This is a genomic window from Enterobacter ludwigii (assembly GCA_023023105.1).
GTDB classification, from domain to species: domain Bacteria; phylum Pseudomonadota; class Gammaproteobacteria; order Enterobacterales; family Enterobacteriaceae; genus Enterobacter; species Enterobacter adelaidei.
Genome location: CP083824.1, coordinates 593865 through 606726, shown reverse-complemented (window position 1 = coordinate 606726; position 12862 = coordinate 593865). Strand labels below are relative to the sequence as shown.

General features: G+C 55.0%; 13 protein-coding genes and 1 pseudogene. 4 read left to right on the top strand and 10 right to left on the bottom strand.

Annotated features, from left to right (window positions below):
* Nucleotides 1–20 precede the first annotated feature (20 nt).
* Nucleotides 21–182: a DUF1127 domain-containing protein gene (locus tag LCD46_02800; protein UOY71282.1), complete on the bottom strand. Its 162-nt coding sequence runs from the start codon at nucleotides 180–182 to the stop codon at nucleotides 21–23.
* A 176-nt stretch (nucleotides 183–358) separates the two neighbouring features.
* On the opposite strand from LCD46_02800, the pseudogene LCD46_02795 reads away from it, so the two are divergent.
* Nucleotides 359–1776 (top strand): annotated as a pseudogene (locus LCD46_02795) (PLP-dependent aminotransferase family protein).
* 61 nt (nucleotides 1777–1837) lie between these two features.
* On the opposite strand, the gene LCD46_02790 reads toward LCD46_02795, so the two are convergent.
* The 4 genes from LCD46_02790 to LCD46_02775 all read right to left on the bottom strand — a co-directional run bounded on the left by LCD46_02790 (nucleotide 1838) and on the right by LCD46_02775 (nucleotide 6415).
* Nucleotides 1838–2959, bottom strand: coding sequence for a cupin domain-containing protein (locus LCD46_02790; protein ID UOY71281.1), 1122 nt, complete (start codon nucleotides 2957–2959; stop codon nucleotides 1838–1840).
* A gap of 135 nt (nucleotides 2960–3094) precedes the next feature.
* A complete protein-coding gene (locus LCD46_02785; protein ID UOY71280.1) occupies nucleotides 3095–3697 on the bottom strand; it encodes an ATP-dependent Clp protease proteolytic subunit in 603 nt (200 codons plus the stop codon).
* Between the two features lie 190 nt (nucleotides 3698–3887).
* Nucleotides 3888–5282 (bottom strand): MFS transporter, encoded by a 1395-nt coding sequence (locus LCD46_02780; protein UOY71279.1) that lies wholly within the window; start codon nucleotides 5280–5282, stop codon nucleotides 3888–3890.
* 44 nt (nucleotides 5283–5326) lie between these two features.
* On the bottom strand, nucleotides 5327–6415 hold the full coding sequence (locus LCD46_02775) for a cellulase family glycosylhydrolase (protein UOY71278.1): 1089 nt from the start codon (nucleotides 6413–6415) through the stop codon (nucleotides 5327–5329).
* Nucleotides 6416–6600: 185 nt separating this feature from the next.
* Between LCD46_02775 and LCD46_02770 the strand changes: the two genes are divergently transcribed.
* Nucleotides 6601–7608, top strand: coding sequence for a LacI family DNA-binding transcriptional regulator (locus tag LCD46_02770; GenBank protein ID UOY71277.1), 1008 nt, complete (start codon nucleotides 6601–6603; stop codon nucleotides 7606–7608).
* Here LCD46_02770 and fosA read toward each other — a convergent pair.
* Nucleotides 7594–8019: a FosA/FosA2 family fosfomycin resistance glutathione transferase gene (fosA, locus tag LCD46_02765; GenBank protein UOY72879.1), complete on the bottom strand. Its 426-nt coding sequence runs from the start codon at nucleotides 8017–8019 to the stop codon at nucleotides 7594–7596. The genes LCD46_02770 and fosA overlap by 15 nt on opposite strands.
* Before the next feature lie 199 nt (nucleotides 8020–8218).
* Here fosA and trpS point away from each other — a divergent pair, with 199 nt between their 5' ends.
* Nucleotides 8219–9220, top strand: a complete 1002-nt coding sequence (trpS, locus tag LCD46_02760; protein UOY71276.1) for a tryptophan--tRNA ligase — start codon at nucleotides 8219–8221, stop codon at nucleotides 9218–9220.
* A 587-nt stretch (nucleotides 9221–9807) separates the two neighbouring features.
* A complete protein-coding gene (locus tag LCD46_02755) occupies nucleotides 9808–10179 on the top strand; it encodes a hypothetical protein (protein UOY71275.1) in 372 nt (123 codons plus the stop codon).
* A 58-nt stretch (nucleotides 10180–10237) separates the two neighbouring features.
* Here LCD46_02755 and LCD46_02750 read toward each other — a convergent pair whose 3' ends face one another.
* From LCD46_02750 to LCD46_02735, 4 genes are all read right to left on the bottom strand, one after another.
* Nucleotides 10238–10705, bottom strand: a complete 468-nt coding sequence (locus LCD46_02750; protein ID UOY71274.1) for a type I toxin-antitoxin system SymE family toxin — start codon at nucleotides 10703–10705, stop codon at nucleotides 10238–10240.
* Between the two features lie 443 nt (nucleotides 10706–11148).
* On the bottom strand, nucleotides 11149–11634 hold the full coding sequence (locus LCD46_02745) for an Hcp family type VI secretion system effector (GenBank protein ID UOY71273.1): 486 nt from the start codon (nucleotides 11632–11634) through the stop codon (nucleotides 11149–11151).
* Between the two features lies 1 nt (nucleotide 11635).
* Nucleotides 11636–12154, bottom strand: a complete 519-nt coding sequence (locus LCD46_02740) for a hypothetical protein (GenBank protein ID UOY71272.1) — start codon at nucleotides 12152–12154, stop codon at nucleotides 11636–11638.
* Nucleotides 12135–12650 (bottom strand): DUF2778 domain-containing protein, encoded by a 516-nt coding sequence (locus LCD46_02735; protein ID UOY71271.1) that lies wholly within the window; start codon nucleotides 12648–12650, stop codon nucleotides 12135–12137. The genes LCD46_02740 and LCD46_02735 overlap by 20 nt, the downstream gene beginning before the upstream one ends.
* Nucleotides 12651–12862 lie beyond the last annotated feature (212 nt).

Below are 12862 nucleotides of genomic sequence, written 5' to 3'. Positions count from 1 at the left end.
GCCGTACCCGGCCGGGACGATCACACATCATATCGCGATAACCCAACATCCCTGAGCTGCTCGTCGCTCATCTGACTCAGAATGCGGCGGGTACGGTGAATGCGGTACCAGTTGCGTAGCGTTTTCGCGATCCAGACAAACGCAATAAACGGACGTTTTGAACGATTCTCATAGAATTCCATGATGCTCTCCTCGCTGTGCCAGTGGGGATATCATCAGGGAAAACGGCATGCACAATACAGATTCAAAAACAGCTTTTGTTTAACATACAGATCCGCTAAAACAGTATCTGCATGCCGTTTTTTGCGGCAATCTGTACTGGTTTTACAATCTGTATGGTGAAAACAAAGGATACAGCATGACGCGCTACCAACATCTGGCCAACCTTCTGGCAGAACGCATTGAACAAGGGCTGTATCGCAGCGGGGAACGTTTACCGTCGGTACGTGCGCTGAGCCAGGAGCACGGCGTGAGTATCAGCACCATACAGCAGGCTTATCAGATCCTCGAAAATCTCCAGCTGATCACCCCCAGCCGCGTTCCGGCTATTTTGTCTCACAACGTAAATCCCAGCCCCCCGTTCCGGCCATGACGCGCCCGGTGCAACGGCCCGTGGACGTGACACAATGGGATGAGGTGATGATGCTGCTGGATGCCCGCTCCGACAAAGAGATGATCTCCTTCGGTGGCGGCTCACCGGACATTAACCAGCCCAGCCTGAAGCCTCTGTGGCGCGAGATGAGCCGTATCGCGCAACACAACCCGAGCGAAATGTTGAGCTATGACGTACTCGACGGCCGTCTTGAGCTGCGCGAGCAGATCGCCCGCCTGATGCTGGATGGCGGCTCGACCGTAGCGGCGAATGAGATTGTGATCACCAACGGCTGCCACGGCGCGCTGTCGATTGCCCTGCTCTCGGTCTGCAAGCCGGGTGATATCGTGGCGGTCGAGTCGCCGTCGTTTCACGGCACCATGCAGATGCTGCGCGGCTTTGACATCAAGGCGATTGAAATTCCCACCGATCCTGAAACCGGGATCAGCATTGAGGCGTTAGAACTGGCGCTGGAACAGTGGCCGATTAAAGCGGTGATCCTGGTGCCAAACTGCAATAACCCGCTGGGATTCATCATGCCGGAAGCGCGTAAAAAGCAGGTGCTGGCTCTGGCCCAGCGGCACGACATCGTGATCGTGGAAGATGATATCTACGGCGAGCTGGCGGCGGAGTACCCGCGCCCGCGCACCATTCATTCGATGGATATTGATGGTCGCGTGATCCTCTGTAGCTCATTTACCAAAACCGTTGCGCCAGGTCTGCGCGTCGGCTGGATTGTCCCGGGACGCTATTATGACCGGGTGATGCACATGAAATACGCCGCAGGTGGCTTTAACGTGCCCGGCACCCAGATGGCGGTGGCGGCGTTTATTCGCGACGGCCATTATCATCGCCACGTGCGCCGTATGCGTCAGATTTATCAGCAGAATATGGAAACCTACACCTGCTGGGTACGGCAGTATTTTCCGGCAGGGATTTGCGTGACGCGACCGCAGGGAAGTTTCCTGCTGTGGGTTGAGCTGCCAGAGAAAGTGGATATGGTGTGCGTCAGCAAACAACTGTGTCGGCTGAAGATCCAGGCGGCGGCCGGGTCGCTGTTTTCCGCCTCCGGGAAGTATCGCAACTGCCTGCGGATCAACGTGGCGCTGCCCCCGACGGACAAAAATCGTGATGCACTGAAGAAGATGGGTGAGGCGATTGTGATTGCGATGGAGGAGGGCTAGTGCGGCCTGATGCCCTCACCCCGGCCCTCTCCCACAGGGAGAGGGAGAAAACCGTGCAGCACTACTCGTCGAAGTACCAGTATCCCTGGTTAATCAGCCCGGTGAGCTCGTCGACAAACGCCGGGTTTTTCAGCGCATCGCCCAGCTCGGCATGACCGAGTTCGGTGTAGCGGCACAGCGCATCTGCGGCCTTTGCATCTACCGTTTCCAGCAGTTCACTGTTGATAAAGAAGCTGCCGTTAATGTTCAGCACGCGCAGCCCGCTCAGGCGAGATAACCTTTCGCCGCCCTGCAGCGCATCGAGCACCTCTTCTGTTGAGTACGGCGGTTCCGCAGCAGCAATATCCAGCTCGTGACGCGGCGTAGAAACAAAGCTGCCGAACCACTTCGTGAAATCGTCAGGTTTGCTGATCATATCGATCATCATCTGGCGAATACGATCGAGTTCATACTGCTCCACGCGGCCGGGGTGTTCGCGGCAGGTAAGATCCGGATCGCTGTAATGCTCTCCCCCCAGATCGTTTTCCAGCGCGTAATCGGCAAAACTGCTGATCAGATCGCGGCCATTTGGCCCACGGAAACCGACCGAGTAGTTCAGCGCGGTTTCATGGGTAAAGCCGTCGTGCGGGAATCCTGGTGGAATATAGAGGATATCGCCCGGAGCCAGATCTTCGTCGATGATCGGCTCAAATGGATCGACATGCAGCAGCGCCGGATGCGGGCAGAACTGACGCATTGGCAGCTTGTCCCCCACGCGCCAGCGGCGGCTACCCATCCCCTGAATGATAAATACATCGTACTGATCGATATGCGGGCCTACACCACCACCCGGAACAGAGAAGGAGATCATCAGGTCGTCCAGACGCCAGTCGGGCAATACGCGGAACGGACGCACCAGCTCCGCCGCAGGCATATGCCAGTGGTTCACCGCCTGCGCCAGCAGCGACCAGCCGGTTTCACCCAGACCGTCAAAGTGCTCAAACGGACCATTGCTGGCCTGCCATTTACCGTTGAAATGACTCACCAGACGGCTATCGACTTCCGGCTCCATCGCCAGGCCAGCCAGCTCGTCCGGGGTAATCGGGTCAACAAAATTCGGGAAGGCATTTTTCAGCACAACGGGTTTTTTCTGCCAGTATTTTTCGAGAAATTCCGGCCAGTTCAGGTTCAGTTGATACGCCATGGGTAGCACCAGTGAGAGGGGAAACAGGCGCGATTATAGGGGAGACGGTGGAGGGGGAACTTGTCATGGGTCAAACGAGCTCGCGTAGGTCGGGTAAGGCGAAGCCGCCACCCGACACATACACGATTTTAACGCTTAATCGAGCTTCAGCTCGTCATAATGAGTAATCAGTTTACCCACGATACCGTAATCCAGCGCTTCAGCCGGAGACATCCAGAAGTTACGGTCGGTGTCTTTTTTCACTTTTTCCAGCGGCTGGCCGGTGGCGTCAGCAATCAGCTTGTTCACGCGATCCAGCATACGGATGATCTCACGCGCTTCGATTTCGATGTCCGTCGCCTGACCACGTACGCCGCCCAGCGGCTGGTGGATCATGAAACGGGTATTTGGCAGCGAGTAGCGGTGTTCTTTTTTCGCCGCCAGGAAGATGGTGATCCCAGCGCTCGCGACCCAGCCGGTGCCAATGACGTGCACGTCCGGACGGATAAATTTAATGAAATCGTGGATGGTATCACCCGCTTCCACGTGGCCGCCCTGGCTGTTGATGTACAGTTTGATCGGATCGTTACTTACGCTTTGCAGCAGGATCATCTGGGTGATAACTTTCTGCGCCAGTTCCTGGTTGATCTCACCAGAGATGACAATCGAACGGGATTCCAGCAGTTTTTGCTGCAGCGCGCCTGCGCCGTTTGCCCCTTCGGCCTTATCCTTGTCACTTTCTTTCAGTGTGTAGTGCATTGTTATTTCCTCAGCTTATCGCGCTCAAAACCAGAGTGTAGCCTGTTTTACGGGTCAAAGTCCTCTGAGACAGACAGCGAGGGAGTTTATAAGATTGCAGCTGCCGCACCGGGTTCCGAACGGCAACACAGATTGAGCTTGTCGGTGCAAACGATTAAAAGCGAAGCCTTTTGGGCTTCGCTTATCTGACCTACAAGGGTTGGTTTTGTAGTCCGGGTAAGGCACAGCCGCCATCCGGCGCTTTCACAGACGCGTTGCGCTCTGCCAGCAGCCGACAAATCTCCGCGTGCTTCTCCTCGGTAAAGGTAAAGCGCGACATAAAGCCCATTCGGATCAGCGACCCTATCGCCGGCAGCAGGCAAATCCCGAAGAACAGCCCAGACAGCACGCTCTCGCTCTGGATTTGCGCCTGCGGCACGTAGCCAATCATCGTCAGGAACACGCCGATTAACCCGCCGCCCACCGCCACCGACATCTTGCCGGTAAAGGTCTGCCCGGAGAAGGTGATCGCCGCACAGCGCTTGTTAGTGTGGTACTCCGCGTACTCGATGGTGTCGGCAATCATCGACGAGGTGAGGATGTTGGTCATCATCACGAACAGGGTACTCAGGCCGAGCAGAATGAACAGCATCGTCACCTGCTGATAGCCGACAAACCACATCACCACGCGCACCGCCACGTCCAGCCCGCAGAGGATCATAAACAGCTTCCGCTTCTGCATCCGGCGCGTCAGCATCGGGGCGACCAGGCACAACACCGCCGCCACAATCCCCATCACGCCAATCGCCATTTGCAGGCTACCGTCGCCCAGGTTGTTGATAAAGAAGTAGATATACAGACCGCCCGCCACGTTATGAAACACGCAGAAGAAGAACGACAGCAGGACGATAAACAGCGGCTTGTTCTGGCGCAGGTTGTGGAAGGTATCGCGCATCGTCACCTTTTCCGGGCTTGGCGGCACGCGCTCTTTGATCTGCATAAAGCCGTTGAGCATCAGCGGCAGCCCCACCAGCATCATCACCAGCGCCGCCATAAAGTAGCCTTTATCGTTGCTGTGCTGGGCAAAAAACGCCGCCAGTTTCGGGAAGAAGATGTTGGCGCAGGCAATCCCGGCGTTTACCCCCAGCATCGCCGCCGTCACCGCGCGGGTGCGCTGGGCGGAGTCGTTGGTCATCACCGACGACATAGACCAAAACGGGATATCGGAGATGGCGTACAACGTCCCCCACAGGATGTAGGTCACCCCGGCGTAGAGGATTTTGGTGGTCATGTCCGCTTCGATTTTATAGAACGACAGCAGCGTGACGCCGGTGATCAGCAGCGGTGCAAGCAGTAAAAAGTGGCGAAACTTGCCGAACCGGCTGTTAATGGTGTCCATAATGCTGGCAAACAGCGGATCGTGAACCGCGTCCCACGCGCGGGCAATCAGGAAAATGGTACTCGCCGCCAGCGCCGAGATCCCCAGCACGTCGGTGTAAAAATAGTTAATAAACGAACCCACTAAACCAAAGCTAAAACACTGACCTAAACCATAACCAAAATAAGACCACAACTCGCGAGACGGTATTTTCATTATCGTTGCCATAGTGCGTACCTGATTACCCGGCGACTGGCACCGGGTCAATATGATTAGCCCTGTGCTTTCGGGGCGATCTGACGAAACTTCTGCATCAGCGCGATTTCACGGCGCGAGAACGGAATACCGTTTTCCTCGAACACGTCGTGGAACCAGAGGCGACAGTAGTCCGTAGACTCCTTCATCACCACCGGCCACGGCAGCCACGTCTGGGTTTTACCGCGCACCAGCCCCCACTGATACGGTGCGACTTTCGCCATGTACATCAGCGGAAGTTGCTCTTCGATGGTGCTGCCCACGTGGCGCGCCAGCCATTCGGTGCAGAACAGCGGGCGCCCGAGCGCCTGTAGCTGCTGGATAATCGCCGTCATCCGCCCGGTGTTGGTGTAGGCGTGGAAGCTCACCACGTCCGAGAGCGCCAGCGCGGTCTGGTCCAGCGGATGCTGGAAGAACGTCTCGCCCTCCTCTTCCGGCGGGACTCGCCACGCGCAGACCGTGAGCGGCTGGGTTGGGTCTTCTTCACGCACCCACTGGAACGCCAGCTTCATGAGCTCGTGGGCGCAGGTCTCCAGCTTCGCGTCGTACTGCACCTCCTGCGTGCCCGTCGCGAAAATACCGCGGTTGCCCGGCTCGTTATAGAGATCCCACAGCAGCACGCGCCCGTCTTCACGAAACTGGCGAACAACGTCGCGGATATAGCGCTCAATCTGCGGCCAGCAGTCGCGATCGCACACTTTGTCGCGCCCCGGGCTCGCCGCTGCCTGGCTGTTGTGCTTGCCCGGCACCGGCGACTTTTGCGGGCCGAGATACGGCTCGTCGCCGGAGAAGCCGCAGTCGTCCATCAGGGTCAGCATGGTGCTGAAGCCGTGACCGTCGGCAATCGTCAAAAACCGATCGATGCGCGCCATCAGCCCGTCACGGTCGTGCTCCCAGACAATAAACGGCAGGTTGATGCGCAGGGTGTTGTAACCCGCGTCCGCCGCCCAGCCCAGCTCGCGCTCGATAGTTTCGGCATCGAAGGTCTCCTCCTGCCAGATATCGGTCCAGTTCACCGCCGTCGACGGCAGGTAGTTAAACCCGCACAGCCAGCCTTTTTGTTCATACCACGCCTGTGCCTGCTCCCTGCTCCACTGCTCTTTCATTACGCGTCCTCTTACTGATAATATTTAGCTAATAAATATTAGTTGCAGGATAAATGCGCAATTTCTCGCACGAAGAAAAGCGATGCCCCTCACAAAGTTCGCGCTTCGATGAATGAGAAACGTGATCGACGGCGCTAAAGCGTGCGGTTAGGGTATGATGCGAAGTCGCGAAAGGGAGAGGACGGATGAAGCGAAAAACGAAAGTGACGATGAACGATATTGCGCGGGCGGCAGGAGTGTCGCAGGCGACGGTATCGCTGGTGCTTAACCAGTCCCGCAACATCAAGCTTAGCGACGACACCCGCCAGCGGGTCATTAATGTGGCCACCGAGCTCGGCTACGACCGCCTCCCCGCCGTTCACGCCCCGCGCAACCAGGAAGAGATCGCCCTGCTGGTCAGCTCCATGCAGAGCTTCGACCCGTTTATCGATGCCATCAGCCAGGCGCGGGAAGCGGCGTGGCGCAACGAGACCCTGCTCACCGTCTACGACTACGGCGACGACATCGAGCTGGCGCTGAACATCATCCGCCAGCTGGAGAAGCGCAACTGCATCGGGATTATTCTTGCTTCCCCGGTCACCACGCTGGTGGACATGACGGCGTTCCAGGACTGCACCCGCATCCCGCTGGTGCTGCTCAACCAGCGCGACCCCGGCTCGCCGCTGCTGCCGTCGTTTATCCCGGACGACTACGCCAACGCTTTCCAGGTGACGAAACATCTCATCGCCTGCGGGGCCACGCGCATCGCCCACATCACCGGGGAGAGCTGGATGGAAGCCTCCCGCCAGCGGCTGGCTGGCTACCAGGCGGCACTACAGCAGGCCGGATTAGCGTGCGACGACAGCCTGGTGCGCCAGACCAACTGGCAGTTCAGCGAGTCCTTTACCGCGACAACCTCGCTGCTGGAGCTGGCCGAGCGCCCGGACGCCATCTTCTGCGCCAGCGACTGGCTGGCGATTGGCTGCTATCAGGCGCTGGCGGTGAACGGCGTGCGCATTCCGCAGGACATGCTGCTGGCGGGCTACGACGACCAGAAGATCTCCGAGCAGCTCACCCCACCGCTGACCAGTATCCAGTTGCCCTACAGCGAGCTGGGACGGCTCGCGGTGGAGTACCTGTGCAATCAGGAAGATGCCGCCACGCACGTGACGCTGGCGGGCAGGCTGAAGGTGCGCGCCTCAAGCCTCGTCTGAGGTAAAGACCATGCCCGCGTATGGCTTCTCGCGACACGCCGCCAGCCGCGCGGCGAGGCTGCCCACGTGCAGCTCCAGCTTGTGCCCGTCCGGGTCGAGAAAATAGAGCGACGCCCCCTCGCTTTTGTTCTGCTTCCAGACGGTGACGCCCGCCTGCTCAAGGCTTTGCGAGAGCGGTTCAAAATCCTCTTCCGACACGGTAAACGCGTAGTGGGTATAGTCGCTCTCCTGCGGCGGCACGTACTGGCGCGCCTCGTCGTACGACAGGCAGACCCACAGGTCACCGCAGGTGAGATAGGCCCCGGTATTCCAGCGGGCGTGCAGCGCAAGCCCCAGCAGCTCGTGCCAGAAGGTGACGCTTTTTTGCAGGTCGCTGACCGCGAGGGTCAGGTGGTTGAGTGATTGCAGCATGACGTGCCCTTTTGTTTTTCGCGCCGGACGTGATACGGTAAAGAGATGAACATAAACCACGCCGTGCTCACCGTAAACCGCTGGTGGCTGCCTTCTTAAAGGCGGCACGGAGTAGTTTTCCCCATTTTCAGATAGCCGCCGAAAGGCGGCTTTCACATTTCTAAGACCCCTTTCGGCAATTGCACATTAAGGAGTCTTTATGAACGCACCCACCATCCTCACCGGCGACCGCCCAACCGGCCCGCTGCACCTCGGACACTTCGTCGGATCGCTGCGCCAGCGCGTGGCGCTTCAGCAGACGCACAACCAGTTTGTGCTGATTGCCGACCTGCAGGGGCTGACCGACAACGGTAGCAACCCGCAAAAGATCCGCGACAACATCCCCGAAGTGCTGGCCGACTACCTCGCCGCCGGCATCGACCCGAACCTGACCACGATCTGCCTGCAGTCCGCCCTGCCCGCCCTCGCCGAGCTGACGATGCTGTATATGAACATCGTCACCGTCGCCCGCGTGGAGCGTAACCCGACAGTGAAAAACGAGATTGCGCAGAAGGGCTTTGCCCGCTCGCTGCCGGTCGGGTTTATGGCCTACCCCATCAGCCAGGCGGCGGACATCACCGCGTTCAAGGCCGAGTGCGTGCCCGTCGGCGACGACCAGCTGCCGATGATTGAGCAGACCAACGAGATTGTGCACAAGATGAACAGCCTGCTGCCCGCCCCGGTGCTGCGCCACTGCAAGGCGATGCTGAGCGACACCAGCCGCCTGCCCGGCATCGACGGCAGCGCCAAGATGTCGAAATCGCTGGGCAACACGCTGCACCTTTCGGCCAGCGAAGAGACGATTCACCGTGCGGTCAGCGCCATGTACACCGACCCGAACCACCTGAAGATGAGCGACCCGGGGCAGATTGAGGGGAACGTGGTGTTTACGTATCTCGACGCGTTTCACCCGGAGAAGGACAAAGTGGCGGCGATGAAGGCGCACTATCAGGCGGGCGGGCTGGGTGACCGGGCGTGCAAGAACGAGCTGGAAGCGTGCCTGCAGGAGCTGATTGCGCCGATGCGGGAGCGGAGGGCGATGTATATGCAGAATAAGGGGGAGTTGATGGCGATGCTGAAGCGCGGCACGGAGCGGGCGCAGGAGGTGACGCAGGAGACGTTGAGGGAGGTGAAGGTTGGGCTGGGGGTGCCGGTGTTTTAATGGGGTGAGTTGATTGAGGTTGGGCGGCGGAGTGCGTGGGAATAGCATGAAGCCGCTAACTCGATTATTACGGAAATCAGCGAGGCGCAATAAATTCTGAAATGCATTATTAGCCAATGTCGTTTGTCATTCTGGTGAGAGCACTATATTCATAGACTCTTTATATTTCAAGCGTCGCGGCAAACACTATGAGCAAGTTTATTATTTATATTCTGAATATATTATTTTGTGGCTATATACTGGCTACATGTCTCATTTCTTTTGTTAGTTTTGATAACTTGGAGGACCGCACAATCGCAATAACCATCATACTAGGTAGCGCACACCTCATTGTGGCATTACTAAATCGTGTACTTCCTCATAGGTTAAATGTTTTAGCGGGGATAATTGAAATTGTAGAAGGTCCGCTATTAGTTATTGGGGCAATTGTGTGTCTGGATGTATTAGAGCCCTGGCCGATGAAAATTATTGGGATGTTTGCATGGGTTATTTTGTTTTTTTGGGCTCCATCAATAATAAGCTCCAGGCATTAACGCGGTCTATTGACAAATTTCTGTGTTATTTCTTTACCCAAGGAATCCAACATAATGAACCCCACTCTTTCGCAGGTCATTGAGATTGTACGCCAGTCCTCTGGACATCATCGCAAGCACATTGATGCGAACACCCTAATCGAAGCTGACCTTGATATCTGCGGCATGGATGGCGATGCCCTGATTGAAGACTGCGAGGCAGCTTTTGGCGTTACGCTCGTTACTGAAGAAGATGGCTATGAGAAAACTTTTTCTCTCGCTGAAAATGAGTTTCTTTTTAGCACCGAGGGCATAGATTACTTTGGTATCTGCCGTTTGATTCGCAAGCTACGTGGCATACCCGAACCTGTGATACGCGATTTAACCGTTGGCGAACTCCATGCTGTACTGGTTAAGGCAGTGAAAGAACAAGTACATCATTATTGAATGACTTTTGGCATAGTGCGGGCATGTGCTCATATGCCCGCACTAGTTAGTCTTTAGTTTAAACGGCCTTCCCACTCCCACGCTTAATCACCGGAACATCACCCGTATCATTCAGCGCTCCCGGAAACGTTTTTAACCACTGGTCGACTTTCTGCTTATTAATATTCACCACGCTCATCCCTTCCAGGCATCCCCATAATTCTCTTGTATGCTGTGGCGTAATCACAATGCAGTCTTTCATGGCGCGGATTTTTACCGGCATGCCGTCGATAAAGCCCGCTCGGGTTAACCAGTCACCGCCCAGAAGAAGGTATTTCATGTCTATGCGCGCATAGAGTTCGCAGCAAGCGGCACTGTCCTGCGGCGTCTCCGCTCGCGGATGGACGGGCGCCGCATTGAGCTGGTTGCCGTGAAGTCGGCGAGCGCTGTTTTTGCGTACCAGCTCGCGGTTTTCAATCATACCGGTGAAAGCGTCTGATTCTGTTTTGCAAACAGTAAACTCTGGCTTAAAATTCGTCGCAGCCATTTTCAACTCCATCTTAGTTGGTTGTGGTTAGCGGTATGGGGGTGTTGCAGCACCTTCATATCGCGAATTCCTCGTTAAATTCTCGTTGATACTTCCTTTTGCCGTTCGGCGTAATTTCCGGTGACCATTATACAGGGCTGAATATAAATACAGCGGTTTTGGGTGGGGGAAATTTGGAATTTGCGAGGTGGATTCAGGAAAAGGGTTGGGTCAGGGAAATTACGCAGCGAGGACTATCAGAATATAAGGTGAGTGGCCGCATGGACCTCAGAGCAACCATTCGCTTATCTGCGGGCTGGCAATGAGTCGTTTTATTATCAAGTTCGGTGACCGACTGAGCGATCACCTTTAATACGATGGCAGTTACACAGCATTACGGACAGGCTCCCTTGAGAGGATAAGCGTTAATAAAGAGGAGGCACTCAATGCCTCCTTTCTATTTGTTAGGCTCTTACGTTCCAATCGTCCGTATACTGGACGTTACCATCAACATAACGCCAGGTGATTTTGTCATACATCAGGGAAACAGATTCCATGTGGTTGATTTGCGAGTTTCCTGCCATTTTAGCGTTTGGCATCCCTGGGTTAATGCCCGTCACTTTCACACCCTCAATGGTCATGACGAAGTAGCACTCTTCTTGTCCTGCATGGTTAATGCGATACCAGCGAATCTCCGCACTTTTCAACGTTTGACCGGTGGCAACGGCTTTGTATAGATACGGGCTGGAGCTATCAAACTCCTTTTCAATCATCATCGGAGAATGTGAACGCTTGCCAGTAATCTTCCCGTTGGCACTGTCTACTGGAATGTTCAGACCATGACTAAAGCCAACAATCTCTATACTCCCCTCACGATCCTGAACGTCTACTGCTCCTTTAATGTCTGCGCCGCCATCGTCCTTAAGCCACATGTAAGCCGGAATAGGCATTTTACAAACTCCTTTTAGTTGTGATTTTCTTCGTGATGAACCAGTAGCAAACAATCGTTAAGAGCAACTGAAAGCCTACAATCGCCGCCATTGTGAAATTTGAATACGTTTGATCTGGGAATAAAGACTGATAAGGCAGCAAGCGAAACAACGCCCAAAACAGGAAGGTAAACCCGAAGATTTTAGCTAACCGTCGCAATGTGGAACTGAACCACTCTCTGGGGATGCCTGCTGGACTAACTTTGTGTGTCGCGCCACTGTACGCCGTGGTAATGGCGCTCATGACAGGTACGCTGATTAATGTATTGATTAAGATGCTAAAATAGCCGTCTAACGATTCCCAAACTTCTAAATCAGGTTCACCCAAAATGAAGCGGGTAAACTTGTCGGCGCTCTGGAAATCGAAAAGCCCCGTAATAGAATTAACTAATCCATCATACGGAACCATTTCAGCAACGATCAGTACAACAACAGCGAACAGCACTATCTTGATGAATAAACTAAGGGCATGTTTTGCCATTGGAGATCACCTCAATCGTGCCGTAAGCCTGTAGCTTCCTCATGCAAGGAACATCTATTCTCTGGCTTCTCAACAGAGCATTACGCAACATGGCAAAATCAGAATCATGTGGGAGAGTGATACAACCTTCTGATAGTACGCCTGGATGCAAACGGAAATTGCCACGCTGAACGCTCTCAATCCATGTGTAATCGTCGATCCCCCAATCATCACGCCATAATGCGAACCATTCAGAATGTTTGAATGTTGCACCATTGGCGAAGTGATTATAAATGTCTCTTCCCACTGTGTTTAGCTGTGACTTGAGTCCACCTTGAGGGCGGTCAACAATCCAGTATTTACCCGCTGGTACTGGCCCCTCTTTGGGGATCATTCCACATGCCCCACGATTACGGTAAGCACCATTACCAGAGAATGCTAAAAACGTGCCTATACCAGGAAACGATAACGGGGAGTAGTACGCATCATTAATTACGAACTTTCCATGTAGAGCCATAGATAACCCTTTTATCTATAATGATTTGTTGGCTTATCGTACTCCTACGCAATCGGACATAAGAAGGTTTTCTTCCGAGAGACCTCTGATTTTCAGACAATAGCCCGTTGGTGGTAAGACAACGTGTAAGGCCGTTAAGCGGTAACATCAGAGGTGTGTCAGGAAGCTAGATTTATCAAGTTGACCATGTACCCTCAGGGGCGAGACCGAAC